We start from the raw sequence: 24,968 nt of genomic DNA on the forward strand, positions 1-24,968 counted from the left end.
GGAGACTTAATGAATGACGTGGGGAGTGCCATTGTGAGCCTGTTGGGGCCGGTTGAAATACGTAATTTGGCGGACAAGCTGGACCTTCGTCCGACAAAGAAGTTCGGACAGAACTTCGTGATCGACGGCGGGACGGTCCGGCGGATCGTCCGCACGGCCGGGTTGTCGGCCGACGACGTCGTGATCGAGGTCGGTCCAGGGCTCGGGTCGCTCACCCTCGCCCTGCTGCCCGAGGCCGCCCACGTCGTCGCCGTGGAGATCGACCCCGTGCTGGCCACCCAGCTTCCCCTGACCGTCGACACGCGCGGGCTCGGCGACAAGCTGACCGTCGTCCAGGCCGACGCCCTGCGGGTGGGCCTCGGCGACTTCGGCGGGCACGTCCCCACCGCCCTGGTCGCCAACCTGCCCTACAACGTCTCCGTGCCGGTGGTGCTTCACCTGCTGGAGGCGCTGCCCTCGCTCCGCAAGGGCCTGGTCATGGTGCAGGCCGAGGTAGCCGACCGGCTCGCCGCCCCTCCCGGCTCCAAGGTGTACGGCGTGCCGTCCGCCAAGGCCGCCTGGTACGCCGACGTGCGCAGGGCCGGGCCCGTCGGCCGCACGGTGTTCTGGCCGGTGCCGAACGTGGACTCGGGGCTCGTCTCGCTCGAGCGCCGCGACCCGCCCGCCACCACCGCGACACGCGAGCAGGTCTTCTCGGTGGTGGACGCTGCCTTCGCCCAGCGGCGCAAGACCCTGCGAGCCGCCCTGTCCTCACTGTTCGGTACGGCACCGCGCGCGGAGGAGGCACTGCGAGCCGCCGGAGTGGAGCCTTCGACGCGGGGCGAGCAACTGGACATCGTCGCCTTCGCGAGAATCGCGGAACACCTCGACTGACCGGCGCGCCCATCCACAGCCAGTACCTCACCCCGCTCTGGCCCCCCCATCTCGCCCCGCCTCGCCTTGCCCGCTCTGCCTCGCCCCGTCTCGCCTCGCCCCGTCTCGCCCCGCCCCATCTCGCCCCGCCTCGCCTCGTCCACAGCCTGTGCGTATCTCGCCTTCCTCATCCACAGAACCCCGCTCGGCCACTTCCACGTGAACCTCTCCGGATGATCCTGAGCCTTCCCTTCCACGGCTCAGGAGGTTCTGATGTGGCTCACCATCGGCTTTCTCGCGACCCTCAGCGCCTGGCCAGGCGCGGCGGCCGAGCCCGGAACGCCACCATGCCTCGGCACGGTGACACTGCCGGCCGACCACACTCGCCTGACGGTCGTCCTGCCTCCCGAGGCGTGCGCCTCTGGCCGAAAATCGCTGACGAGGTGGTCGGTGATGCGCATGCCGATGACGGACGCCGACTGGCTCGACGGCTGGCGACACCACTTCTCGACCTGGCACCGCCCAGGCGAGGCCCCGCTCCGAACCTCGTCATGGCACCATCCTGGTGAGGCCGCGCTCCGAGCCCCGGCATGGCACCGCCCTGGTGAGGCCGCGCTCCGAGCCCCGGCATGGCACCGCCCTGGCGAGGCCTCGCTCCGAACCCCGTCGCCAGGTGTCGCCCGGCCATGGGCCACTCCGCCTCGCGTCGCGGACCCGGGCATGATCGCGGTTCGCGTGACCCCGGCTGACGTGGACCCGGCTCGCGTCACCACCCCGCCCTTGGGCGGCATGCCGCGCGTTGTGACGCCCGGCTCCACCAAGCCCCGCGTCGGCCTGCCACGTGTCGCCCGACGTCCCGTGTCACCGCCCCGCGTCAGGCCGCCCAAGGTCGCCAAGCCCCGTAGGACACCGGGCACCGGCAGACCCCGCCCGCGCCGGGTCACGCGCGCCAAGGGCGACACCGCGGCCATCGCGGCGATCGCTCGCCTGGGCACCCCGTTCTCCTGGGGCGGCGGCACCCCCGCAGGACCCAGCAGAGGCATAGGGCGAGGCGCAGGCACCGTCGGGTTCGACTGCTCAGGCCTGACGCTCTACGCCTGGTCCAGAGCGGGGGTGAAGCTCGGCCACTACACCGGGACCCAGTTCCGGCAAGGCCGGCGCATCCGGCTGACCGACCTGCGCCGCGGCGACCTGGTGTTCTTCGGCGGCGGAGGAGGCGACCCCACCCACGTCGGCCTGTACCTCGGCGACGGCATCATGATCCACGCTCCCAAAACCGGTGATGTGGTCAAGAAGACCGACTTCCTGGACTCGGCCTACTACCGCCCCCGCTACCGAGGAGCCGTCCGCCCCGGCTGACCCCGACAACCCCAACGGCTGCCCGACACGGCACCCCACCTGCCCGGCGGAGGAACCCCGCTGTGCCCCCTCCGCCGGGCAGGCCCGCCCACCAGGACATGGCCTGCCCAAAGGCTTCCGCGCCGCGGGCCAGAACGTGGCCTGCTCCAAGGGCTTCCGCGCCGCGGGCCAGAACGTGGCCTGCTCCAAGGGCTTCCGCGCTACGGGCCAGAACGTGGCCTGCTCCAAGGGCTTCCGCACTACGAGGCCAGAACATGGCCTGCCCGAAGGCTTCCGCGCTACAGGAGCCGGTGCGCTCTGGGCCAACTCATCGATGGGCTCCGGGCATGGCGGCTACGGGTTGCCGAGGTGCGGGGCCGGCTCTGGCCGGGTCACCTCTGGGCCGGCGGGCGTGGAATCTCGCGGGCGCAGGCTCAGGGCCGGGTGCGCCGACAGGATGCCGACCGGATTCTGTCGCGTGGCAGCAACGGGCCCGGGCAGGCCGCCCACGGGTTGCCGGAGCGTGGGGCTGGGGGCTCTGGCTCGCCGACGCCCCTGGTGTGGCAGCCGGCAGGCTCGCGGGACTTGGGGCGACGCGTGCCGGGTCGAGGTCCCGGGGCCTGGTATCCGACAGGTTCGTGGTTCTTGGGGCGATGTGTTCCTGGCGTGGTGGCCGACGGGCTTGTGGTTTTTGGGGTGTTCTGGGTCGAGGTTCCGGGGGCCTGGTATCCGACAGATTCGTGGCTCTTGAGGCGATGCGTCCCGGGCGTGGTGGCCGACGGGCTTGTGGTTTTTGGGGTGGCGTGTTCTGGGTCGAGGTCCCGGGGCCTGGTATCCGACAGATTCGTGGCTCTTGAGGCGATGCGTCCCGGGCGTGGTGGCCGACGGGCTTGTGGTTCTTGGGGCGGCGTGTTCCGGGGCGGGGTTCCGGGGCCTGACAGTCGCGAGGCTCGTGGGGTGTGGGGTGACGCGTCCCGGGGTCGAGGGCTCGCGACCTGGCAGTGGGCGGGTGCTGGGTCGGGGAGCCGGTGGGGGTTCAGACTCGCCTGGCCTCGCCTCAGGGTCAGGACACGCTGGCGACGAGGGCCGCGACCAGCGGGGTCAGGAGCGCCTGGTCCTCGGGCCGGCCTGGCTCGTACTCCGTGATGCCGAGCCCCGCCGGCTCGAACCGTTCCGTCAGAGCCGTCACGAGCTTGAGAAGGTGGTCAGGCTGAAGCCCCGCGGGCGCCGGACTCCCCACGGACGCGAACACCTCGGGATCCAACACATCAAGATCGATATGGACGTAGACGGCCGAGGCTCCGGTAGCCGCCACGGCTTCCACCAGCACGGCGGGGTCGGCCAGGTCGGCCACGGTCACATGGGTGAGGCCGCCGGCCGCGATGAAGTCCCGCTCGCCTGGATCCAGGTCCCGCGCACCGGCCAGAACCACCCTGCTGGGGCTGATGGCACGTCCGGGCACCAGTTCGTCATGCCCTTCGCCGGTGAGCGCTCGCAGGATCATCCCGTGGAAGGCGCCGGAGGGGGACGACGTGGGGGTGTTGAGGTCCCCGTGCGCGTCGAACCAGACGAGGGCGAGACGCTCGCCGTACCGATCGATCGCATTGGACACGGGCGCCAGCTCGACACCGCAGTCCCCGCCCACGGTCACCACGAACCCGTCGCGGGCGCCGTCGATGGCAGCCCTGGCCCTACCGGCGGTGGTGGCGAGAGCGGAAGGAGCATCGCCTTCTTCGACCTCGACCCGATGGCGGACCGCGTCCGGCACCATCGCCGCGAGCAGCCCGGCCCCTTCGACCAGGCGCTCGGCCGTTGCCGAACCCGACCCTCGCCACTGCGGCACCTCGACGACCGTCACCTGAGACATCGGATCGACCTCACTCGTGCTGGGTTGCTCCCGCAGTCGGCAGAATATGCCGAGCCGCCAGACCTACGAGCTCGGCCCCGCGGCCCTCCGTGTCGCTTGGGCCTGGCCTGCGAGTTCGGCTCGGCAGCTCTCTGTGTCGCTTGGGCCTGGCCTGCGAGTTCGGCTCGGCAGCCCTCCGTGTCGCTTGGGCCTGGCCCCGAGCCCTCGCTCCCTCTCACATCCGTTCGCTCCTTCTCGCGTGCCTCCCGCGTCTCCCTGCCATCCGCGCTTCCTGCGCCGTCCACGGGTCTCCACCTCCAGTCGGGCCAGGACGGCGTGGGCTTATGGTGAGGGTCGGGGTGGGAGGGCGTGGTGAGCGTGCTGGTCCCGCTAGCATCGAAAGCCCTGACCGAGCAGGCGACGAGAGTGGCAGAAGATCGATGAGTTCCGTGACCGTCCGGGTGCCCGCAAAGGTCAACGTGCAGCTGTCCGTGGGCCCGCTTCGGGATGACGGCTACCACGACCTGGTGAACGTCTTTCATGCCGTCTCCGTCTTCGACGAGGTGATCGCGAAGGAGTCGGAGTCGATCTCCGTGCGGGTGGAGGGTGAGTCCGCCGACCAGGTACCGGTGGACGACGGGAACCTCGCCATCCAGGCGGCCAGGGCGTTGGCGAAGCACGCGGGCAGGACGTACGGGGTCGAGCTGATCATCCGTAAGGCGATCCCGGTGGCGGGCGGCATGGCGGGCGGCAGCGCCGACGCGGCGGGCACGCTGGTGGCCTGCAACGAGTTGTGGGGTCTCGGGCTGCCGCGTGAGGACCTGATGGAGATCGCCGCCGATCTGGGGAGCGACGTGCCGTTCTCGCTGCTGGGCGGTACGGCGGTCGGCACGGGCAGGGGTGAGCAACTGGCCGAGCTGGCGACGGGCGGCAGGTTCCACTGGGTGTTCGCGATCGCCGACGGCGGCCTGTCGACGGCGAGGGTGTACGCGGAGTGTGACCGGTTGCGGGCGGCGCTGGGCGAGGTCGTGGCCTGGCCGCAGGCCAGCGACGCGCTGCTGGCGGCGTTGAAGGAGGGGGACGCGCGGGCGCTGGGCGCGGAGCTGGCCAACGATCTGCAACCTGCGGCGTTGATGTTGCGCGCGTCGCTGGCCCGTACGTTGGAGGCGGGGCGGGAGCTGGGCGCGCTGGGTGCGATCGTGTCGGGGTCGGGTCCGACGTGCGCGTTCCTGGCGGCTGACGAGGACCAGGCGCGGGAACTGGCGGTTGGACTCGTCGGGGCGGGCGTGTGCCGTACGGCGGTGCCCGCTCATGGACCGGTGGCAGGCGCCTCGATCGTGTGAGGGCGGTGGCGCTTCGGGCGGTGGCGCTCCGGGTGGCGGCCGCGCTCTGAGCGGCGGCACCGACCAGCTGCAGCGCACCAGGTGGCGCTCATGGCGGCGGCCGTGCTCTGAGCGGCGGCACCGATCAGCTGCGGCGCACCGGGCGGCGGCGCTCTGGCCAGCGGCGCTTCGGGCGGTGGCGCTTCGAGTGGCGGCCGCGCTGCGAGCGGCGGCACCGATCAGCTGCGGCGCACCGGGCGGTGCTTCGAGAGGTGGCCGTGCTTCGAGAGGTGGCCGTGCTTCGAGCGGTGGGCCGTGCTCCGGGCGGTGGCCGGGAGGAGCAGGCCGCCGTGCGGGCGGGAGGGCGGGATGGGTCGCTTAGCCAAATGGGGCGGTAGTCCGTACCCTGGGGGGCGATGAATCTGGTCAATCTTGAGTCGGTTTCCCATGCCTACGGGCCCAAGCCGCTGCTCTCCGACGTGTCCCTCGGCATCGAGGCCGGTGAGCGCATCGGCGTCGTCGGCCGCAACGGCGGCGGTAAGACGACGCTGCTGTCCGTGGTCGCGGGGGCGGTGAAACCGGACTCCGGGCGGGTGACGCACAACAGGGGCCTGCGGGTCGGTCTGCTGTCCCAGCGGGACGACCTCGACCCGCGCAGAACGGTCCACGAGACGGTGCTGGGCGGCAGGGCCGAGCACGAGTGGGCGGGCGACCAGGCGATCAGGGAGATTCTCGCCAACCTGATCGGCGATCTCGACCTGGAGAGCCTGGTCGGGGACCTGTCGGGTGGGGAGCGGCGGCGTACGGCGCTGGCCAGGCTGCTCATCGACGAGCACGAGCTGATCATGCTCGACGAGCCCACGAACCATCTCGACATCGAGGCCATCGCCTGGCTGGCGGGGCATCTGGCGCAGCGTAGGAGCGCGCTGCTGGTCGTGACGCACGACAGGTGGTTTCTCGACGCGGTCTCCACCAGGACGTGGGAGGTCGTCGACGGCAGGGTGGAGCGTTACGAGGGTGGCTATGCCGCCTATGTGCTCGCCAAGGCCGAGCGGGCGCGTATCGCGCAGGCGGCCGAGGAGCGCCGCCAGAACCTGATGCGCAAGGAGATCGCCTGGCTGCGCAGGGGTCCGCCCGCGCGTACGTCGAAGCCGAAGTTCAGGATCGAGGCGGCGCAGGCGCTGATCGCGGACGAGCCGCCGGCGCGGGAGACCGTCGAGCTGATGAAGTTCGCGGCGGCGCGGCTCGGCAGGACCGTCTACGACCTCGAGGACGTCACGCTGCACGCGGGCGGGCCCGACGCGGGCCCGCTGGTGCTGGAGCGGTGCACCTACCAGTTCGGTCCTGGCGACCGCATCGGGCTGATCGGCGTCAACGGCTCGGGCAAGTCGTCAGTGCTGCGTCTGCTCGCCGACCAGGTCAAGCCGGACGCGGGCCGGGTGGTCACGGGCAGGACGGTACGGCTGGCGTACCTGTCGCAGGAGCTCGCCGACGTCGACCTGACGCAGCGGGTGCTGGAGTCGGTGGAGCAGATCCGCAAGTACATCCAGCTCGGCAAGAAGGAGTGGACGGCTTCCCAGCTGCTCGAACGCCTCGGCTTCAAGGGCGAGGCGCAGTGGAAGGTCGTCGGCGACCTGTCCGGAGGGGAGCGGCGGCGGCTGCAGTTGCTGCGCCTGCTCATGGACGACCCGAACGTGCTGCTGCTCGACGAGCCGACCAACGACCTCGACATCGAGACGTTGAACGAACTGGAGGACCTGCTCGACGGCTGGCCGGGCACGTTGGTGCTGGTGAGCCACGACCGCTACTTCCTTGAGCGGGTGGCCGACAGGTGCGTGGCGCTGCTGGGCGACGGGCGGCTGTCGATGCTGCCGGGCGGGGTGGACGACTACCTCGAACGGCGGGCGGCCGGTACGGCGGTCACGGCGCGGGTCGCGGGCACGGCTCCGGCGGCGGCGCCCGCGCCGGAGAGCGTCGAGGCTCCCTCCGGGTTGTCGGCGAAGGAGGAGCGGGAGCTGCGCAAGGAGCTCAGCCGTCTGGAGCGGCAGCTCGACAAGCTCAGTGGGCAGGAGGAGAAGCTGCACGCCGTGATGGCGGAGGCGGCCAGCGACTACGCCAGGCTGGGCGAGCTGGACGGCAAGTTGCGCGACATCCTGAACGAGAAGGACGCGGTCGAGGCGGAGTGGCTGGAGGTGGCCGAGCGGCTCGGCGAGTGACCGCCCGGCGGGCACTCTCCGCGAGCGCCCGCCTGACCCGAGCCTCCCTCGGCGAGTGTCAGGCCGGCCCGGGCCACGCTCGGCGAGTGCCACGCCGGCCCGGGCCACGCTCGGCGAGTGCCAGGCCGGCCCGGGCCACGCTCGGCGAGTGTCAGGCCGGCCCGGGCCACCCCCATTGGGTGACGGACCGACGCTGACCATCCTCGGCGAAGTGGCCGGCCGGCTCGGGGCATGGTCGTGGGCGCGGACGGTCAGGTGTCGAACGGGGTGAGGAGGGTGCGGAGAAGATCGGCGAGAATCTTCTGCTCGTCGGACCCCAGGCTCGCCAGAAGGTCCCGCTCCCGTCGCAGCAGGTCGGCGAAGGCGGCGTCGACCCTGGCCCGTCCCTCGTCGGTCAGGGACACCAGCACGCCGCGCCGGTCCTCGGGGTCGGGGCGGCGCCGTACCAGGCCGGCCTGCTCCAGCCGGTCGATGCGGTTGGTCATCGTCCCTGAGGTCACCAGCGTCGCGCGCAGCAGCGCGCCCGGCGACAGCTCGTACGGCTTGCCCGCCCGCCGCAACGCGGTGAGCACGTCGAACTCCCACGGCTCGAGGTCGTGTTCGGCGAAGGAGGCGCGTCGCGCCCTGTCGAGATGGCGGGCCAGGCGGGAGACTCGACTCAGCACCTGCAGCGGCGTCACATCGAGATCGGGGCGTTCCTGCTGCCAGGACGCCACGAGCCTGTCGACCTCGTCCATCGTCATGACACAAAGTGTACTGTCTTGACATCGAGATATCTCTCTCGATATCAATTATCTCTATGTCGAGAGATATTTGGGATCCCGCGACCTACGCCAAGTACGCCGACGAGCGCGGCAGGCCGTATATCGAGCTGGTCAGCCGCGTCCACGCGGACGCACCCGATTATGTCGTCGACGCGGGCTGCGGATCGGGCGAACTCACCGCCACGCTGACCGAACGCTGGCCCGGAGCCACCGTCTACGGCTTCGACTCCTCGCCCGCGATGATCAGCAAGGCGCGCGAGCTGCGGACCACCGCCAGGTTCGACGTCGCCGACGTGACCCTGTGGCATCCCGACCGGCCCATCGACGTGCTGGTGTCGAACGCCCTGCTGCAGTGGGTGCCGACGCATCGCGACCTGTTCGAGCGCTGGGTCGACGACCTCAGTCCTGGAGGCTGGCTCGCCTTCCAGGTGCCGGGCAACTTCGACGCCCCCAGCCACGTGCTGATCAGGGAGCTGTGCGCGAGCGAGGCCTGGCGGGACAGGCTCGGCGACTTCGAGCGTCCCTGGCCGGTCGTCGACCCGGTGGCGTACGTGGACCAGCTCAGCGGCCTCGGGCTGCGGGTGGACGCCTGGGAGACCACCTATGTCCACATCCTCGAGGGCGAGAATGCGGTCCTCAACTGGATCTCTGGTACCGCCCTGCGCCCGGTCTTCGACAGGCTGGAGCCCGACGAGCGCAGGCGCTTCGCCGACGAGCTCGCCGTCCGGCTCGACGAGGCCTACCCGAGCAGGCCGTACGGCACGCCCTTCCCGTTCCGGCGGATCTTCGTGGTCGGCCGGAAAGGTTAGGCCTCCTGAACAGGCGGAACATGGGTAGATAGGCGCAAAGGGCGCGCGGCGGCGTCAAGCCCCGGCCATGGTTCCACCTGCTGGCGGCGAGGATTCTTCCGGACTTCTCCTGTTCATTGCGCAGTGGCATTATTGTCCGCAATTCGACACTTGCGAGGTGCAGTGAGCATCGAGATCGAAGACAAGTTCGACGTCCCTGACGACTACGAAGTCCCTGACCTGGGCAAGCTCGGGGAGGTCGTGGGGCCGAGGAGCTACCAGCTCGTGGCGCTCTACTACGACACCCCTGATCTGAGGCTGGCCGCCAGGGGCATCACGCTGCGCAGACGCAGAGGCGGCGCGGACGCGGGCTGGCATCTGAAGCTGCCGAAGGCCAAGGGCGCCCGCCAGGAGATCCAGCTCCCGCTCACCCGAAGCACGAAGATCATCCCTTGGGAGCTGGCCGAGCTCGTCCAGGCCTACACGCGCGGCGCCGAGCTGGCGGCCGTCGCCGAGCTCGACACGCGCAGGAGCGTGCGCGTCCTGTCGGGGCTGGTCGAGGTGGCCGACGACCGGGTCAAGGGCACCGTGCTCGGAGACGCGCCGCAGGTCGAGCGCTGGCGCGAGGTCGAGGCCGAGCTGCTCGAGAACGGCGACCCCGACCTGCTGGCCAAGGTCGGCAAGCGGCTGCGCAAGGCGGGGGCCGTACCCGCCGGGACGGGAAGCAAGCTGGCCAGGCTGCTGAAGCCGGCGGCGCCCACGCGCGCCCGGGTCGGCGACGGCACCGCCGGCGACGTCGTCATCGACTACCTGGCAGGACAGGTGGAGGCGCTCCTCTCGCAGGACCCGCGCACCCGTAGGGCCGAGGAGGACGCGGTCCACCAGATGCGCGTCGCCTGCCGCAGGCTGCGCAGCGCGCTGAAGGCGTTCAGGAGCATCGTGCGCGACACCGAGCGGGTTCAGGACGAGCTGCAGTGGCTCGGCACCGTGCTCGGCGAGGCCCGCGACCTGGAGGTCATCAGGGCGAGGTTCGCCCGTCACCTGAAGAACCTGCCGCCCGAGCTGGTGGTGGGCCCCATCCAGGTACGGCTCGGCGACGACCTCGGCGCACGGGAGGAAGAGGCGTACGGCAGGATCAGGGAGACGCTGAGCGGCGAGCGCTACTACGCGCTGCTCGACGCGCTCGACGAGCTGGTCGCCAAGCCGTCACTGGGCAAGGCGGCCAAGAAGCCCGCCGACTCCACGCTCGCCGGTGTCGCCGACAAGAACTGGCAGCGGGTGACGAAGGCGTACGACACCGCTCAGGCCATCCCGGACGAGGAGCGGCGCGAGATCGCCATGCACGACGTGCGCAAGGCGGCCAAACGCGCTCGATACACCGCCGAGGCGCTCGGGATGAGCAAGCTGGCCAAGCGCGCCGAATCCATCCAGGACGTGCTCGGACTGCATCAGGACGGGGTCGTCGCGCAGGACACGCTCGCCAAGGAGGCGGAGAGCGCGCGGCAGGCGGGGGAGGACACCTTCACCTACGGCGTCCTCGTCGGCATCGAGCGAGGCACGGCCGAGCGCGCGCAGGCCGACTTCCCCAAGGTGTGGGCGAAGGTTCAGACGGCGTAGCGCTCGACGCTGACGACCTGTTCGCCGGCGCGATGGACGACGGCGAACGCGCCCTTGCGCAGGTGCACCCGCACGCCGCTGAGCTCGGAGATCAGCGGAGGGAGCACCTTGCCGTGACTGCACACGGCCACGGGGCCCTCGATCTCGCGCACGAGCTCGGCGGTCTTGTCAGGGTCGTAGCCCGGCTCGCTCAGCAGCGGCTCGAGCCGGACGCCGGCGTCGGGCAGGGTCTGCACGCACCGCCTGCTCGGCGAGCTGAGCAGGGCTCCTGGCCGGTAGGCGGGCAGCACCGTGGCGAGCGTGCGCGCCTGGACCTCGCCCTCGTCGTCGAGCGGGCGCAGGTCGTCGTCGCCCTTCCACTTCTGGCGCGAGCCCGCGCTGCCGTGCCGTATCAGGAGTAAGGGGGCGGTCTCCAGCGGCGCGGCGGTGACGGCGCGCAGCAGGCCCGCGTCCCACTCGTACGTCAGGCGCGCCCTGGCCTCGTCGACGGGCAGCCAGACCATCTCGTCCACCTCGGATCCGGGGACGAACTCGCCGGAGACCGCGCGGGCCGTCCAGTAGTCGACCCGCTTCAACCGGCCCTTGCGCAGGTAGTGGACGGGAGGCAGGGCGCGGCCGAGGAGCACGGTGAGCCCGGTCTCCTCGCGCACCTCGCGCAGGGCGGCGGCGATCACGTGCTCGCCCTGCCGCAGCTTGCCCTTGGGGAAGGTCCAGTCGTCGTAGGCGGGCCGGTGGACGAGGGCGACCTCGTCACCTCGCCAGACGACCGCGCCTGCAGCTCTGATGGGGTCAGTCATCAACGGTTCTCCAGCGCCTGGTCGCCAGGGTGTGACTCTGCAGGTCCTCGCCCTGGTGGCGGCTCCACGTGCCGTCGGAGTTCAGCCACCAGCTGTTCGTGGTCTCGGCCATCACCAGGTCGAGCAGCTCGATCAGGTAGGCCCTGTGCGGCTGGCTGGTCACCTTCACCAACGCCTCCACCCTGCGGTCGAGGTTGCGGCGCATCAGGTCGGCGCTGCCGATCCAGATCTCGGGTCGCCTGCCGAGCCCGAACTCGTACACCCTGGAGTGCTCGAGGAAGCGCCCGAGAACCGAGCGGACGCGGATGTTCTCGCTCAGCCCGGGAATGCCCGGACGGAGCGCGCAGATGCCCCGAACCCACAGATCCACCGGCACGCCGGCACGGGATGCCCGGTAGAGGGCGTCGATCAGCTGCTCGTCCACGAGGGAGTTCGTCTTCATCCGGATTCTCGCGGGACGGCCCGCCTGCTGATGGGCGATCTCCCGCTCGATCCTGGCCAGCAGCCCGCCCCTCAGCGAGTGCGGCGCGACGAGCAGCCTGCGGTAGGCCGAGTGGTTGGAGTAGCCGGTCAGGTGGATGAACAGGTCGGTCACGTCCTCGCCGACCAGGGGATCGGCGGTGAGCAGGCCGAAGTCCTCGTAGAGCCGGGCGGTCTTCGGGTTGTAGTTGCCGGTGCCGATGTGGCAGTAGCGGCGCAGCTCGCCCGAGGGCTCCTGCCGTACGACCAGCGCGAGCTTGCAATGGGTCTTCAGGCCGACCACGCCGTAGACCACGTGGCAGCCGGCCTTCTCCAGCTTGCGCGCCCACGAGATGTTGGCGTGCTCGTCGAAGCGGGCCTTGATCTCCACGACGACCACGACCTGCTTGCCCGCCTCGGCCGCGTCGATCAGCGCGTTCACGATCGGGGAGTCGCCGCTGGTGCGGTAGAGGGTCTGTTTGATCGCCAGAACGCTCGGGTCCTCGGCCGCCTGCTCGATGAAGCGCTGCACGCTGGTCGCGAAGGAGTCGTAGGGGTGGTGCAGCAGCACGTCACGCTCGCGCAGGACGGCGAAGATGTCGTCCTCGGCGTGGATGGCCTCGGAGGGGACGAACGGGCGGTAGCTCAGCTCGCCCCTGTCGAGGTCGGCGATCGCGTGCAGGCCCGTCAGATCGAGCGGGCCGTTGATCTTGTAGATCTCGTGCGGCGCCACGTCCAGCTCGTCGACCAGCAGCTCGAGCACCTCGGGCGTGATCGTGTCCTCGACCTCGAGCCGGACCGCAGGACCGAACCTGCGCTTGAGCAGCTCCTTCTCCAGCGCCTTCATGAGGTTCTCCGTGACGTCCTCGTCGACGTCGAGGTCCTCGTTGCGGGTCACCCTGAAGGCGTGGTGCTGGAGGATCTCCATGCCCTTGAACAGCTGCCCGAGGTGGGCGGCGATCACATCCTCCAGCGGGACGAACCTGTCCTTGGAGGCGGTCACGAACCGCGGGAGCTGGGACGGCACCTTGACCCTGGCGAAGACCGTGTGATCCGTCGACGGGTTCCGCACGACGACGGCCAGGTTGAGGCTCAGACCCGAGATGTACGGGAACGGGTGGGCCGGATCGACGGCCAGAGGCGTCAGAACCGGACGGATGCGCTCCCTGAACAGCTTGCGCAGCTCGGTGCGCTCGTCGCGGCCGAGGTCGTCCCAACGGACGATCTCGATGCCCTCGCTCGCCAGTTGCGGGCAGATCCGCTCGTGGAAGAGGGCGGCGTGGCGCTTGGCCAGGCCGTCCGCGATCGTCCCTATGCGGGCCAGCTCCTCGCGCGGCTTGAGGCCGCTCTTGGTGCGCAGCAGCAGGCCCGTCGCCATCCGCCGCTTGAGGCCGGCCACCCGTACACGGAAGAACTCGTCGAGATTGCTCGCGAAGATCGCCAGGAATCGGACGCGTTCGAGAAGGGGGAGGGAGGAGTCTTCGGCCAGCTCGAGCACCCGCTCGTTGAACTGGAGCCAGCTTTCCTCACGGTTGAGGAACCGCTCCTGAGGCAGGGGCAGATCATTTCCGGTATGCAGGAGCTCGGCGGACATATTACGTAATATGCCCAACCAGATTGAACAAAGCGTTAACTTCGTCTCAACGACTCACTCTTGTTCGAGTTTCGCCGCCCGCTCGGCCAACCTCGCCTCGCGCTGACGCAGCTTGTCCTCGCGCTCCTTGGCCTTCTCGGCGTCGCGCAGCAGCCGCTCGCGCTCCTTCAGCTCACGCTCCCTGGCCTTCTCGGCCTCCTTGAGCTCCCTGGCCCTGGCCTTCTGAGCCTCCTTGAGCTCCTTCTCGGTCGGCCTGGGCATCGCGGGAAGGGGAGCGAGCTCAAGGTGCTTGCTCGTGGCGGTGATCTGCGGCGTCGGGTTCAGGCCCGTCAGGCCGTTCCACGCCAGGTTCACCAGGTGCGCCGCGACCTCCTCGCGGCCGGGCCTGCGCACGTCGAGCCACCACTGACCGGTCAGCGCCACCATGCCGACCAGCATCTGCGCGTACATCGGCGCGAGCTTGGGGTCGTAGCCCCTGCTCTTGAACTCGTCGGCCAGCACGTCCTCGACCTGGCTGGCGATCTCGCTGATCAGGCTCGCGAACGTGCCCGTGCCCGAAGCGGCGTGCGAGTCGCGCACCAGGATGCGGAAGCCCTCGCTGCTCTCCTCGATGTACTGCAGCAGCGCGAGCGCCGCCCGCTCCAGCTTGATCAGCGAATGCGACGCCGACAGCGCCGCGGTGATCATGCCGAGCAGTTTCTGCATCTCGCGATCGACCACCACCGCGTAGACGCCCTCCTTGCCGCCGAAGTGTTCGTACACCACAGGCTTGGACACCTGCGCCGTGGCGGCGATCTCCTCGATGGAGGTCCCGTCGAACCCCTTCTCAGCGAACAGCGCGCGGCTGATGGTGATCAGCTGCTCTCTTCGCTCTCTTCCTGTCATGCGTCTGCGGGATCGGGATTCGGTGGTCACAGGTTCCATAATGACGGTGCCCGGTCCGTGACCGGGCACCGTGGTATCGGCACTACCCAATGCGCTTCGCCGCCAGGCGCTCGGGAGTCGGCCACCGCACGTCGTGGACCCAGCCGAGCCGCTCGAAGATCCGGATCAGGCCCGCGCTCAGGTCGATCTGACCCTTCAGCACCCCGTGACGGGCGCAGGTCGGGTCGGAGTGGTGCAGGTTGTGCCACGACTCGCCGAACGAGGGGATCGCCAGCCACCACACGTTGCGCGACTTGTCGCGCACCTCGAAGGCCTCGTCGCCGAACACGTGGCAGATCGAGTTGATCGACCAGGTCACGTGGTGCAGCAGGCCGATGCGCACCAGCGAGCCCCAGAAGAACGCGGTCAGCGCGCCCTGCCACGACCAGGTCAGCAGCCCGCCGAGAATCGCGGGAAGGAAGATCGAGGTGACGGCCAGCGCGCCGAACCACTTGTGGAGCTTGATGATGTCCGGGTCCTTGTACAGGTCAGGGGCGTACTTCTCCCTGTTGGTGCGCTCGCTCTCGAACAGCCAGCCCATGTGCGCGTACAGCAGGCCCTTGGACATCGACTTGAATCCCGGGCCGAAGCGCCACGGCGAGTGCGGGTCGCCCTCCTTGTCGGAGAACTTGTGGTGCTTGCGGTGCGTGGCCACCCAGTCGAGGACCGACATCTCCAGCGACAGGCTGCCCGCGATGCCCAGCGCGATCTTCATCGGGCGCTTCGCCTTGAAGGACCCGTGCGTGAAGTAGCGGTGAAGCCCGACTGTCACGCCCAGCCCCGAGACGACGTAGAAGACGAAGGCGATCGCGATGTCGGTCCACCCCAGGCCCCAGCCCCACGCGAACGGCACGGCGGCGGCGATCGCGACCAGGGGGAGGCCCACGACGAGACCGAAGGTGATCAGTTCGGCCCTGGTCTTGGGTTCGGGATCCACGTCTGGCTTGGGACCGGGCGCCGGTCGATCGGCAAGGACGGTCATGGGCTACCTCTCACGACATATGTAGATGAATGTCCGGGCTACGCATCCGTAACCTACGTCAGCGTAAGTTAGGAACGAGCCAGAAGCGAATGTGTGGAAGGTAACGGTCTCCGTCGATTGCTGAGTGGGTTCTGTGTCTTGCGGGTGCCATCGTGGGCTGGTATAAGTGCTCGGCTGACAGCCTGGAGTACCGCCCTGTCCGCGGGATGAAATGCGGCGCGTGAGTGACACAGACGTCGGTATCGTATGACTAGCCGCGACACGCGAGTGTCCGGATCATCCCGGATCGTCTAATCGGCAGGACAAGTGGTTTTGGTCCACTTTGTAGGGGTTCGAGTCCTCTTCCGGGAGCTCTGGAGCACGACACGGCCATCGGCCGGGTAGCTAGAGAGGCACCGAGGGCGGGAAGGTATCCTCACGGTGTCGGGAGGGTAGCGGTGCGGTAGCCGTGCCACGCCCTGATCCGCCTCGTCACAGGGAGCCTCAGTCCGTGAGTGTGCCGCGCCCGGCAGCAGTCATCGTCCTCGCCGCAGGCGAGGGCACCCGGATGAAGAGCCAGACCCCCAAAGTCCTCCATGAGCTGTGCGGCCTCGCGCTGGTCGACCACATGCTCGTCGCCGCGCGGGAGCTCGAACCCGAGCGGCTCATCGTCGTCATCGGCCACGCGAAGGAGCGGGTCGGCGGCCACCTCGCCCAGACCAGCCCCGACGCTCGGGCGGTCGTGCAGCGCGAGCAGCGCGGCACGGGGCACGCCGTCCGCACCGTGCTCGAAGAGGTGGGCACGATCGCCGGCACGGTGCTCGTCACCTACGGCGACACGCCGCTGCTGCGCGCCGAGACCCTCGCCAGGCTGCTGGAGTCCCACGCCGCCGACGGCAACGCGGTCACCGTGCTGACCGCGGAGGTGCCCGATCCGACCGGATACGGACGGATCATCCGCGACGACACCGGCGCCGTCCTGGAGATCGTCGAGGAGAAGGACGCCGGCCCCGCCCAGCGCGCCGTCAAGGAGATGAACTCCGGCGTCTACGCCTTCGACGGCCTCCTGCTCGCCGACGCCGTCAAGCGCGTGTCGACGGACAACGCGCAGGGCGAGGAGTACCTCACCGACGTGCTGTCCATCCTCAGGGAGGAAGGGCACAGGGTCGGCGCCCACATCGCCGCCGACTACGTCGAGGTCGAAGGCGTCAACGACCGGGTGCAGCTCGCCTTCGCCCGCAAGGTGCTGAACCAGCGCATCCTCGAGTCGCACATGCGCGCGGGCGTGACCGTCATCGACCCCGCGAGCACCTTCGTCGACGTGCAGGTCACGCTCGAGTCCGACGTCGTCATCCACCCCGGGACGCAGCTGCACGGCAGCACCGCCGTCGCGGCCGGCGCGCAGATCGGCCCCGCCTCCACGCTGACCGACACGACCGTCGGAGCGGGCGCCGTCGTGCGCAACGCGGTGTGCGACAGCGCGGTCATCGGGCCCGAAGCCTCCGTCGGGCCGTACGCCTACCTGCGCCCCGGCGCCGAGCTGGGCCACAAGGCGAAGGCGGGCACCTACGTCGAAGTGAAGAACTCGAAGGTCGGGGCACGGTCCAAGGTGCCGCACCTGACCTACGTGGGCGACGCCACGATCGGCGAGGACGTCAACATCGGGGCGTCGGCCGTGTTCGTCAACTACGACGGGGTCAACAAGAACCACACCACCATCGGAGACGGCGTCTTCGTGGGGTGCGACACCATGCTGGTCGCTCCGGTGACCATCGGCGACGGCGCCTACACGGCGGCCGGATCGGTCATCACCGACGACGTCCCACCAGGGGCGATCGGCGTGGCAAGAGCGCGGCAGCGCAACATCGAGAAATGGGTCTTGCGCAGGCGCGCGGGCACGAAGTCGGCAGCGGCGGCCGAGAGGGCGCTTGCCGAGCAAGAGCGGGAGAGTGGCACGTGACGAGCATCAAACAGCCGGGGTCCAAGGAGCTGATGCTCTTTTCGGGCCGGGCCTACCCTGAACTGGCCGAAGAGGTCGCCAGGAACGTCGGGGTCTCGCTCACGCCGACGAAGCTGATCGACTTCGCCAACGGCGAGATCTACGCGCGCTACCTGGAGTCGGTACGCGGGTGCGACGCCTTCGTGATCCAGAGCCACACCGGGCCGATCAACAAGTGGATCATGGAACAGCTCATCATGGTCGACGCGCTCAAGCGGGCCTCCGCCAAGCGCATCACCGTGGTCATGCCGTTCTTCGGCTACGCGCGACAGGACAAGAAGGGTCGTGGCCGCGAGCCGATCACCGCGCGGCTGATGGCCGACATCTTCAAGACGGCGGGCGCCGACCGGCTCATGTCGATCGACCTGCACACCTCGCAGATCCAGGGCTTCTTCGACGGGCCCGTCGACCACCTGTTCGCCATGCCGGTCCTGGAGAGCTACCTCAAGGACAAGCTCGACCTGGCCACCACCACGATCGTCTCACCCGACACCGGCCGCGTCCGGCTGTCGGAGCGCTGGGCGGACACGCTCGGCACGCCCATGGCGTTCATCCACAAGCGGCGCGACCTCGACGTGGCGAACTCCGTGAAGGTCAACGAGGTCGTCGGAAAGGTCCGCGGACGCACCTGCGTGCTGATCGACGACATGATCGACACCGCGGGCACGATCTGCAAGGCGGCCGACGCGCTGTACGACCAGGGCGCCACGAACGTCATCGTGTGCGCCACCCACGCGGTCTTCTCCGACCCGGCGGTCGACCGGTTGAAGAACTCGCGCATCTCCGAGGTGATCGTGACGAACACGTTGCCGCTGTCGGAGGAGAAGAGGTTCGACAAGCTGACCGTGCTGTCGATCGCGCCGCTCATCGCCCGCGCGATCACCGAGGTGTTCAGCGACGGGTCGGTCACCAGCCTGTTCGAGGGCAACACCTGATCATGTGCGCGTGAGCGCTCCGCTGTGGCGGGGGAGCCATGCTCCCTCGCCACAGCCCTTCATGACCGCGCGCCCGACGTGACCCCGGCCTCCTGGTAGCGCGCGTTTCATCCGGACATACGCGACTGCGACCGGATCGCCCCGCCGGCCCGGCCTCCTCGCCGGCGGCCACGCCGGGCGCACAGGTAGGGCAGGCAGGGACCGCCCGGCCTTCGGCCTTCCACTCGCTCGGCCTTCCACTCGCTCGGCAACTCGCCCACGCTCAGTCGAGCCGTTCACGCCGTAGCGCCCCCGCGCGCGAGCCGTTCACGCCGCAGCGCCCACCTGTGCGCGAGCCCTTCCCGCCGCAGTACCCCCGCGCGCGAGCCGTTCACGCCGTAGCGCCCACCTTTGCGCGAGCCGTTCACGCCGTAGCGCTCGCCCGCCGCCGAGAGTGCAGTGAGGCGAGATCCGTCCCAGCTCTCCCCGCCCCCGGAACCGCCGGTGACGACGTCGTTCTCGACCCCCGGCAGGCGTCCGGCGACGTCGGCTCGGGAGGGCGCCCGGCACGCTGAGCGAGTTTGCCGAGGCCTTCCGTGCATTCGACCAGCTCACGCTGTATGTCACCATGCGCGCATGTATCATAACTCTTCGTAGTCAAGTGGTGGAGATGCGATCAGCGCGCCCACTACCTCACAAAAGGGACCTCACCTGTGGGTTCCTATGAAAATAACCAGGATGGATCATGAGTCTTCAACTGCGCTGGGTCACGGTGGTGGCCGCGACCGCGATGGTGGGCGGCCTGACCGCGTGCGGTGCCGATATCTCTTCGCTGTCCACGTCCATGTTCATGACCGCGCCGTTCATGGCCGCGCCCACGCCGCCGTCCCAGTACACCTCCGAGTCCGGTGAGTCCGTATCGCAGTCCACGTCCGACTCCGAGGAGTCGACCTCCGAGTCCGGTGAGTCCGTATCGCAGTCCACATCCGATTCCGACCCGGGCTCCGACTACCGGTCCGCGCCCGTGAGCAGGAGCAAGTCCAGGCAGTGCGCCACCGGCAGTTGCACGGTGACGGTGTCGGGCTCGCCGACCCAGGACGTCTCGCTGGAGGCGGCCCGCAGCAACTCGGACCAGCGGCGAGCGGCGGATCTGGTCATCAGTGACTTCACCGACGACTCGGTCATGCTCGGGATGGGTACCGAGAAGAAGCAGGTGAAGAAGGGCGAGTCCGTGGTGATCGGCGGTTGGACGGTCACCCTGAACAGCGTGAGCCAGAGCACCTTCGCGGCGAAGCTCGTCGCCGTCCCGCCCCAGGCCCCGAGCGCCAAGCGCGCCACGAGCACCAAGCGCTACACGAGCGACAGGCGTTACACGAGCGCCAAGCGTTACCCGGGCGACAGGCGTTACACGGGCGACAGGCATTACGCGGGCGACAGGCGTCACCCGGGCGCCAGGCGTTGACGCCGTGGCCCCGCGGTGATGTCGCATCCCGCCGGGCCGCCGGCAGTCGTACGTCGACCGAGAGCCACGGCCCGCGTCCTCGAAGGCCCGAGGCGCGGGCCGTGGGCGTCTTCCGGTCGGCGCGCGGAGGGTACGGCATGCTCCAGGTTCACGTTCGCCAGATGAGCACGAGCGCGGAGTCGTCCTCGCGGTTGCGGACGCTCTTCACGAGCGTGGCGGTCTCGGTGAAGCCTTCCCTGACGAGGGAGTGCGCCTCGCCGAGGATCCTGTCGAGCCCCGTGTCGGGGTCGGCGCGTGGCCCCCACAGCCCGTTGGTGAACAGCATCAGCGCGTCGCCCTTGCCGAGAGCGCCCTCCACCGTGGGCCACCTGACATGGTCGATGACCCCGAGAGCTATGCCCACCGCGGTTGACGGCTGCCAGGTGCCGCTGCCGCCGAAGTACTGGGCGGCAGGCGGGTGCCCGGCGCACGCGATGGTGTAGGCGCCGGTGGACAGATCGAGATCGAGATGGACGGCCGTGACGAGGCGCTCCTCGCCCCGGCGCAGCAGGTAGTCGTTGCAGGCGGGCAGGAAGCGCTCGGCCGGCACGGAGGCCAGCAGCCCGCCGAACGTGCCCGCGAGCATCAGCGCGTGGGCGGCGGCGTCGTTTCCCTTGCCGGAGACGTCGACGAGGGCGAGCTGCAGTCGCGAGCCCTCCAGGCGCGAGACGAGGAAGTCGCCGCCGAACAACGCGCCGGGCGCGGCCTGCAGCGCGACCTTGCGGCCCCAGTGGCGCGGCAGCGGCGGGATCTGGTTGATCGCCTTGAGCTGGCTCTTCAGCTCGATGAGGGCATGGTCGCCGCGCAGGCCGTAGATGCCGACGCCGGCGCGGGCGTGGCTCAGCGACACCGCGAGGACGGCCACCACCACCAGGACGGCAAGCTGCTCGGGTTCGAGCTGGACCGTCAGGCCGATGGCGGCGGAGACGGCCGACGCGGCCAGGACGACGGCGACGGCGGGCGGCCGCAGCAGCAGGCCGCTGGTCAGGATGATCGGCGCCAGCATGATCGGAGGCGCCCACGAGGTGCCGTAGGCGGCGGCGAGCGGACCGATGACCAGAGCCGCGACGGTCAGGACGGTCAGCAGCAGCCGGTGGCGTCCGAGATCCAGGGAGGGAGCGGTGTAGGTGCCGGCCGCGGGCGGGAGCCCCTCACCTGTGGCGAACTCCATCACCTTGTCGCCGGGCGACCAGACGCGGCGGACGGCCTCTATCACGGACATGACACTCCCGCCCCGAAGGTGTCCGAGCGCGCGCCGGGATCGGACGGCATGGGCGGCGCCGTCCGTACTCGCTGTGACCGTGGCTCTGTCACCGTGGGCCTCCTTCGTCCGCATCGTCGCACAGGGACGCGCGGGCAGGCGCACGAATCGTCGGTACCGCCCGCACGAGCGCGGCAGGCGGGAGAGGGGAAGGGAGCGGGTAGACTTCTCAAGTTGCGTTCGTAACGCCTTCCGCTAGGGCGGGTGAGGGTGAACGCAGTATCCGAATCTTCCCGATGCATCCCTAGGAGATGTCGTGTCCGAAGTACGTATCGCCGCCGAAGCCCGCACCGAGTTCGGCAAGGGCGCCGCCCGCAAGATCCGTCGCGCCGACAAGGTGCCCGCCGTTCTCTACGGGCACGGCATCGACCCCAAGCACCTCACCCTGCCCGGCCACGAGGTCCTGCTCGCGCTGCGCACCGCCAACGTCCTCATCCGCCTCCAGGGCGACGGCGTGGACGAGCTGGCGCTGCCCAAGGGCGTCCAGCGTGACCCGATCAAGGGCTTCGTCGAGCACGTCGACCTGCTGCTGGTCAAGCGCGGCGAGAAGGTCACGGTCGAGATCCCGGTCACGACCACCGGTGACGTCAACTCCGAGGGTCTGCTCGACCAGCAGTCCGTGAGCATCGCGGTCGAGGCCGAGGCCACCCACATCCCGACCGGCGTCGAGGTCGACGTCGAGGGTCTGGAGGTCGGCGCCTCGATCACCGCCGGCGACCTGAAGCTGCCGCAGGGCGCGACGCTCGCCGCCGACCCCGAGACGGTCATCGTCCAGGTCATCGCCAAGCCGACCGAGGCTCCCGCCGAGGAGGAGGCCGCGGGCGAGGCCGCCGAGGCCGCCGCCGAGGGTGAGTCCGCCGAGGCCGCCGAGTAAGTAGCCAGAGCCCGGAACGGGGCGAGCCGGGCACCGCCCAGCTCGCCCCGTTTCTGCATGGAGGAGCGATGGATCGCTGGCTGATCGTCGGCCTGGGCAACCCCGGGTCCGAGTACGAGGGCAACAGGCACAACGCGGGCTTCATGGTGCTGGACGAGCTGGCCGCGAGGGCGGGCGGCAAGTTCAAGGCGCACAAGAGCCGGGCGCACGTCCTGGAGACCAGGGGCGCGGTGCTGGCCAAACCGCAGACGTACATGAACCTGTCGGGCGGCCCCACGAAGCTGCTCGCCGACTTCTACAAGATCACTCCCGATCGGGTGATCGTGGTCCACGACGAGCTGGACATCCCGTACGGCGCGCTGCGGGCCAAGTTCGGCGGCGGTGACAACGGGCACAACGGGCTGAAGTCGATCACCAAGGTGCTGGGCACCCGCGACTACCTGAGGGTGCGGTTCGGCATCGGCCGCCCGCCGGGACGGATGGACGCCGCCGCCTTCGTGCTGAAGGACTTCGGCACCGCGGAGCGCAAGGATCTGGCGTTCCTGGTCGACCGGGCGGCGGACGTGGTGGAGTCCCTGGTGGAGAAGGGGCTGGAGGCGACGCAGAACGCCTTCCACAGCGTCGATCTGAAGATCTCCGGTCCACCTCGCTGAATTCCGGTCACACGGCACTACTCCCCGCTACCATTCCATGACTGTCTGTTGGGATAGGTCATGGGGGGCTGATGACGGTCGCGAAGGTCGAGCCGCCGCTCGTCTGGCGAGCCGGCCCTCGCATGCCCAGATGGGTGCGCTCCTACCGCGTGCGAGCGCTGTGGGTGGACCTGTCGTGCGCGATGGCCGGAGCGATGCTCGCCTTCTCAGCCAGGTTCGGTGAGCTGACGCCGCACGCCGCGCCGTACATCGTGCTCAGCCTCGCGCTGCCGCCCGTGTGGGTGTGCGCCGTGGCGCTCAACAGGGTCTACGAACCGCGCCTCATCGGCATCGGCTCGGAGGAGTTCCGCAGGGTTGTCAGGTGTGGCCTGACGCTGACGGCGGCGATGGCGATCTGCGCCTACGCGACCAAGACCGAGGTGGCACGCGGCTATGTCGTGCTGGCGCTGCCGTTGACGACGCTGCTGACCGTGCTCTTCCGCTACGGCCTGCGCCGCGCGCTCCACCGGCGCAGGGCCGCGGGCCAGTGCATGCGCAGGGTGGTGGCCGTCGGCCACGCCGCCGGCGTCGCCGAGCTGGTGGGCAGGTTCCGCAAGGAGCGCTACCACGGCATGGAGATCGTGGCCGCGTGCCTGCCCGAAGACTCTCCTGACAAAGAGGTCGGCGGCGTGCCCGTGGCGGGCGGGTTCGGCGACGTCCCCCTGGTGGTGGCCCAGCTCGGCGCCGACACGGTGGCGGTCCTGGCCTGCCAGGAGATGGACGGCGTGGCCCTGCGCCGCCTGGCCTGGCGGCTCGAGCGGACGCACACCGAACTGGTCGTGGCGCCCGCGCTCATGGAGGTGGCGGGTCCGCGCACCACGATCAGGCCGGCCGCGGGCCTGCCGCTGCTCCACGTGGAGCATCCTGAGCTGACGGGCGCGCGGCAGCTGGTGAAGAACGTGTTCGACAGGCTGGTGGCGCTGCTGCTGCTGGTGCTCGGCACGCCGCTGCTGCTGGCGGTGGCGGCCGCCGTACGGCTGGACAGCCCGGGTCCGGCGCTGTTCAGGCAGACGCGCGTCGGCAAGGGCGGCAGGCTGTTCACGATCGTGAAGTTCCGCACGATGCGGCAGGACGCCGAACGGCTGAAGGTCGAGCTGGTCAGCGACGCCGACGGCCTGCTGTTCAAGGTGAGGAACGATCCACGCGTCACCGCCCTCGGCGCCCTCATGCGCCGGCACTCCCTGGACGAGCTCCCGCAGCTGATCAACGTGCTGCTGGGTCACATGTCGCTCGTCGGTCCGCGCCCGCCGCTGCCGGAGGAGGTCGCCAGGTACGGCGACGACGTCCGGCGGCGACTGCTGGTGCGTCCGGGGCTGACGGGGCTGTGGCAGGTTTCCGGCAGGTCAGATCTGTCGTGGGAGGAATCCGTCCGCCTCGACTTGCGTTACGTCGAGAACTGGTCACTCATGCTGGATCTGCAGATCCTGTGGAAGACTTGGTCGGCCGTCGCCCGCGGGCAAGGAGCTTATTGATGACGATTCGCGACGACCATTCGCTCGCCTCGGACCTGGCGACGGAGGCGGGAGAACGTCTGCTCGCGCTACGTGCCCGCGACGGCTTCGAGCACCCGCCCTCGCTGCGGGCCGAGGGCGATCGGATGTCCCACGTCTTCCTCACCGAGGCGCTGGCGCGGCTGCGGCCCAGCGACGGCGTGCTGTCGGAGGAGGCCACCCGCGAGGAGCGCGAGGACCCGGCGAGGCTGACGGCGGGCAGGGTGTGGATCGTCGACCCGCTCGACGGCACCAGGGAGTTCGCCGAGGAGGGCCGCGAGGACTGGGCGGTCCATGTGGCGCTCTGGGAACGCGGCGCCCTGGTCGCGGGCGCGGTGGCGCTGCCGGCTCAGGGGCGCACGCTGTCGACGGGCGAGCCGCCCAAGCTGCCCGTCCACCAGGGCGGCAGGTTCCGTATCGCGGTCAGCCGTACCAGACCGCCCGAGTTCGTCCAGAAACTCGCCTATCTCGCCGGCGCCGACCTCGTGCCGATCGGCTCGGCCGGAGCGAAGATCTCCGCGGTTTTGACCGGCGAGGTGGAGGCGTACGTCCACGCGGGCGGGCAGTATGAGTGGGATTCCGCGGCGCCCGTGGCGGTCGCGCAGGCCTCCGGAGCCTTCGCGAGCCGAATCGACGGTTCTGAGCTGGCCTACAACCAGGAGGACCCCACTCTTCCGGATATCCTTGTTTCCCTACCGGAGCTGGCGCCAACGTTGCTCGCCGGGATCCGCGACCTGCACCGCTAATGCCGGAGGAAGC

Annotated in this window: 20 protein-coding genes and 1 tRNA gene; 14 read left to right on the top strand and 7 right to left on the bottom strand. The window is 69.8% G+C overall.

Annotation, left to right across the window (positions count from 1 at the left end; translation table 11 throughout):
• The first annotated feature begins 9 nt into the window (after positions 1-9).
• Both rsmA and ACFSKW_RS54030 read left to right on the top strand, forming a co-directional pair.
• Positions 10-873, top strand: a complete 864-nt coding sequence (rsmA, locus tag ACFSKW_RS54025) for a 16S rRNA (adenine(1518)-N(6)/adenine(1519)-N(6))-dimethyltransferase RsmA (RefSeq protein ID WP_379583589.1) — start codon at positions 10-12, stop codon at positions 871-873.
• 699 nt (positions 874-1,572) lie between these two features.
• Positions 1,573-2,211, top strand: coding sequence for an NlpC/P60 family protein (locus ACFSKW_RS54030; RefSeq protein WP_379583591.1), 639 nt, complete (start codon positions 1,573-1,575; stop codon positions 2,209-2,211).
• A gap of 1,042 nt (positions 2,212-3,253) precedes the next feature.
• Here ACFSKW_RS54030 and ACFSKW_RS54035 read toward each other — a convergent pair.
• Positions 3,254-4,057: an arginase family protein gene (locus ACFSKW_RS54035; protein WP_379583593.1), complete on the bottom strand. Its 804-nt coding sequence runs from the start codon at positions 4,055-4,057 to the stop codon at positions 3,254-3,256.
• A gap of 419 nt (positions 4,058-4,476) precedes the next feature.
• Between ACFSKW_RS54035 and ACFSKW_RS54040 the strand changes: the two genes are divergently transcribed.
• Positions 4,477-5,379 carry a 4-(cytidine 5'-diphospho)-2-C-methyl-D-erythritol kinase gene (locus ACFSKW_RS54040; RefSeq protein WP_379583595.1) on the top strand — a complete coding sequence of 301 codons (903 nt, stop codon included), beginning with the start codon at positions 4,477-4,479 and terminating at the stop codon, positions 5,377-5,379.
• A 395-nt stretch (positions 5,380-5,774) separates the two neighbouring features.
• Positions 5,775-7,574 (top strand): ABC-F family ATP-binding cassette domain-containing protein, encoded by a 1,800-nt coding sequence (locus tag ACFSKW_RS54045; RefSeq protein WP_379583597.1) that lies wholly within the window; start codon positions 5,775-5,777, stop codon positions 7,572-7,574.
• Positions 7,575-7,825: 251 nt separating this feature from the next.
• Here ACFSKW_RS54045 and ACFSKW_RS54050 read toward each other — a convergent pair whose 3' ends face one another.
• On the bottom strand, positions 7,826-8,317 hold the full coding sequence (locus tag ACFSKW_RS54050) for a MarR family winged helix-turn-helix transcriptional regulator (protein ID WP_379583599.1): 492 nt from the start codon (positions 8,315-8,317) through the stop codon (positions 7,826-7,828).
• Between the two features lie 56 nt (positions 8,318-8,373).
• Between ACFSKW_RS54050 and ACFSKW_RS54055 the strand changes: the two genes are divergently transcribed.
• Together ACFSKW_RS54055 and ACFSKW_RS54060 are read left to right on the top strand one after the other, a co-directional pair.
• Positions 8,374-9,147, top strand: a complete 774-nt coding sequence (locus ACFSKW_RS54055) for a trans-aconitate 2-methyltransferase (protein ID WP_379583601.1) — start codon at positions 8,374-8,376, stop codon at positions 9,145-9,147.
• 162 nt (positions 9,148-9,309) lie between these two features.
• Positions 9,310-10,743 carry a CYTH and CHAD domain-containing protein gene (locus tag ACFSKW_RS54060; protein ID WP_379583603.1) on the top strand — a complete coding sequence of 478 codons (1,434 nt, stop codon included), beginning with the start codon at positions 9,310-9,312 and terminating at the stop codon, positions 10,741-10,743.
• Here ACFSKW_RS54060 and ACFSKW_RS54065 read toward each other — a convergent pair.
• The 4 genes from ACFSKW_RS54065 to ACFSKW_RS54080 all read right to left on the bottom strand — a co-directional run bounded on the left by ACFSKW_RS54065 (position 10,731) and on the right by ACFSKW_RS54080 (position 15,499).
• Complete coding sequence (locus ACFSKW_RS54065) at positions 10,731-11,540, bottom strand: NUDIX hydrolase (RefSeq protein WP_379583605.1); 810 nt, start codon at positions 11,538-11,540, stop codon at positions 10,731-10,733. The genes ACFSKW_RS54060 and ACFSKW_RS54065 overlap by 13 nt on opposite strands.
• Positions 11,533-13,593: an RNA degradosome polyphosphate kinase gene (locus ACFSKW_RS54070; protein ID WP_379583607.1), complete on the bottom strand. Its 2,061-nt coding sequence runs from the start codon at positions 13,591-13,593 to the stop codon at positions 11,533-11,535. The genes ACFSKW_RS54065 and ACFSKW_RS54070 overlap by 8 nt, the downstream gene beginning before the upstream one ends.
• 54 nt (positions 13,594-13,647) lie before the next feature.
• Positions 13,648-14,478 carry a TetR/AcrR family transcriptional regulator gene (locus tag ACFSKW_RS54075; RefSeq protein WP_379583609.1) on the bottom strand — a complete coding sequence of 277 codons (831 nt, stop codon included), beginning with the start codon at positions 14,476-14,478 and terminating at the stop codon, positions 13,648-13,650.
• A gap of 82 nt (positions 14,479-14,560) precedes the next feature.
• Positions 14,561-15,499, bottom strand: coding sequence for an acyl-CoA desaturase (locus tag ACFSKW_RS54080; protein ID WP_379583611.1), 939 nt, complete (start codon positions 15,497-15,499; stop codon positions 14,561-14,563).
• Between the two features lie 279 nt (positions 15,500-15,778).
• Here ACFSKW_RS54080 and ACFSKW_RS54085 point away from each other — a divergent pair.
• The 4 genes from ACFSKW_RS54085 to ACFSKW_RS54100 all read left to right on the top strand — a co-directional run bounded on the left by ACFSKW_RS54085 (position 15,779) and on the right by ACFSKW_RS54100 (position 19,853).
• Positions 15,779-15,850 (top strand) — tRNA-Gln (locus tag ACFSKW_RS54085).
• A gap of 139 nt (positions 15,851-15,989) precedes the next feature.
• Entirely contained in the window at positions 15,990-17,438 is a 1,449-nt protein-coding gene (glmU, locus tag ACFSKW_RS54090; protein ID WP_379583613.1) for a bifunctional UDP-N-acetylglucosamine diphosphorylase/glucosamine-1-phosphate N-acetyltransferase GlmU, read from the top strand.
• Positions 17,435-18,412, top strand: coding sequence for a ribose-phosphate diphosphokinase (locus tag ACFSKW_RS54095; RefSeq protein ID WP_379583615.1), 978 nt, complete (start codon positions 17,435-17,437; stop codon positions 18,410-18,412). Before glmU ends, ACFSKW_RS54095 begins: the two co-directional genes overlap by 4 nt.
• 724 nt (positions 18,413-19,136) lie before the next feature.
• Positions 19,137-19,853 carry a hypothetical protein gene (locus tag ACFSKW_RS54100; protein WP_379583617.1) on the top strand — a complete coding sequence of 239 codons (717 nt, stop codon included), beginning with the start codon at positions 19,137-19,139 and terminating at the stop codon, positions 19,851-19,853.
• A 148-nt stretch (positions 19,854-20,001) separates the two neighbouring features.
• On the opposite strand, the gene ACFSKW_RS54105 is transcribed toward ACFSKW_RS54100, so the two are convergent.
• Entirely contained in the window at positions 20,002-21,114 is a 1,113-nt protein-coding gene (locus tag ACFSKW_RS54105; RefSeq protein ID WP_379583619.1) for a PP2C family protein-serine/threonine phosphatase, read from the bottom strand.
• A gap of 295 nt (positions 21,115-21,409) precedes the next feature.
• Between ACFSKW_RS54105 and ACFSKW_RS54110 the strand changes: the two genes are divergently transcribed.
• The 4 genes from ACFSKW_RS54110 to ACFSKW_RS54125 all read left to right on the top strand — a co-directional run bounded on the left by ACFSKW_RS54110 (position 21,410) and on the right by ACFSKW_RS54125 (position 24,955).
• Positions 21,410-22,027: a 50S ribosomal protein L25/general stress protein Ctc gene (locus ACFSKW_RS54110; RefSeq protein ID WP_379583621.1), complete on the top strand. Its 618-nt coding sequence runs from the start codon at positions 21,410-21,412 to the stop codon at positions 22,025-22,027.
• Positions 22,028-22,095: 68 nt separating this feature from the next.
• The gene (pth, locus tag ACFSKW_RS54115) at positions 22,096-22,680 is read left to right on the top strand and encodes an aminoacyl-tRNA hydrolase (protein WP_379583623.1); all 585 of its coding nucleotides are present in this window, start codon (positions 22,096-22,098) and stop codon (positions 22,678-22,680) included.
• Positions 22,681-22,751: 71 nt separating this feature from the next.
• Entirely contained in the window at positions 22,752-24,191 is a 1,440-nt protein-coding gene (locus ACFSKW_RS54120; protein WP_379583625.1) for a sugar transferase, read from the top strand.
• The gene (locus tag ACFSKW_RS54125) at positions 24,191-24,955 is read left to right on the top strand and encodes a 3'(2'),5'-bisphosphate nucleotidase CysQ (protein WP_379583627.1); all 765 of its coding nucleotides are present in this window, start codon (positions 24,191-24,193) and stop codon (positions 24,953-24,955) included. The genes ACFSKW_RS54120 and ACFSKW_RS54125 overlap by 1 nt, the downstream gene beginning before the upstream one ends.
• The last annotated feature ends 13 nt before the right edge of the window (positions 24,956-24,968 follow it).

The sequence above is a fragment of the Nonomuraea mangrovi genome (genome assembly GCF_042681425.1).
Taxonomy (GTDB): Bacteria; Actinomycetota; Actinomycetes; order Streptosporangiales; family Streptosporangiaceae; genus Nonomuraea; species Nonomuraea mangrovi.

Excerpts from the sequence above, each read along its gene's own strand:
- rsmA (WP_379583589.1), top strand. The coding sequence starts at position 10 with ATGAATGACGTGGGGAGTGCCATTGTGAGCCTGTTGGGGCCGGTTGAA.
- ACFSKW_RS54030 (WP_379583591.1), top strand. The coding sequence starts at position 1,573 with ATGATCGCGGTTCGCGTGACCCCGGCTGACGTGGACCCGGCTCGCGTC.
- ACFSKW_RS54035 (WP_379583593.1), bottom strand. The coding sequence starts at position 4,057 with ATGTCTCAGGTGACGGTCGTCGAGGTGCCGCAGTGGCGAGGGTCGGGT.
- ACFSKW_RS54040 (WP_379583595.1), top strand. The coding sequence starts at position 4,477 with ATGAGTTCCGTGACCGTCCGGGTGCCCGCAAAGGTCAACGTGCAGCTG.
- ACFSKW_RS54045 (WP_379583597.1), top strand. The coding sequence starts at position 5,775 with ATGAATCTGGTCAATCTTGAGTCGGTTTCCCATGCCTACGGGCCCAAG.
- ACFSKW_RS54050 (WP_379583599.1), bottom strand. The coding sequence starts at position 8,317 with ATGACGATGGACGAGGTCGACAGGCTCGTGGCGTCCTGGCAGCAGGAA.
- ACFSKW_RS54055 (WP_379583601.1), top strand. The coding sequence starts at position 8,374 with ATGTCGAGAGATATTTGGGATCCCGCGACCTACGCCAAGTACGCCGAC.
- ACFSKW_RS54065 (WP_379583605.1), bottom strand. The coding sequence starts at position 11,540 with ATGACTGACCCCATCAGAGCTGCAGGCGCGGTCGTCTGGCGAGGTGAC.
- ACFSKW_RS54070 (WP_379583607.1), bottom strand. The coding sequence starts at position 13,593 with ATGTCCGCCGAGCTCCTGCATACCGGAAATGATCTGCCCCTGCCTCAG.
- ACFSKW_RS54075 (WP_379583609.1), bottom strand. The coding sequence starts at position 14,478 with ATGACAGGAAGAGAGCGAAGAGAGCAGCTGATCACCATCAGCCGCGCG.
- ACFSKW_RS54080 (WP_379583611.1), bottom strand. The coding sequence starts at position 15,499 with ATGACCGTCCTTGCCGATCGACCGGCGCCCGGTCCCAAGCCAGACGTG.
- ACFSKW_RS54100 (WP_379583617.1), top strand. The coding sequence starts at position 19,137 with ATGAGTCTTCAACTGCGCTGGGTCACGGTGGTGGCCGCGACCGCGATG.
- ACFSKW_RS54105 (WP_379583619.1), bottom strand. The coding sequence starts at position 21,114 with ATGTCCGTGATAGAGGCCGTCCGCCGCGTCTGGTCGCCCGGCGACAAG.
- pth (WP_379583623.1), top strand. The coding sequence starts at position 22,096 with ATGGATCGCTGGCTGATCGTCGGCCTGGGCAACCCCGGGTCCGAGTAC.
- ACFSKW_RS54120 (WP_379583625.1), top strand. The coding sequence starts at position 22,752 with ATGACGGTCGCGAAGGTCGAGCCGCCGCTCGTCTGGCGAGCCGGCCCT.
- ACFSKW_RS54125 (WP_379583627.1), top strand. The coding sequence starts at position 24,191 with ATGACGATTCGCGACGACCATTCGCTCGCCTCGGACCTGGCGACGGAG.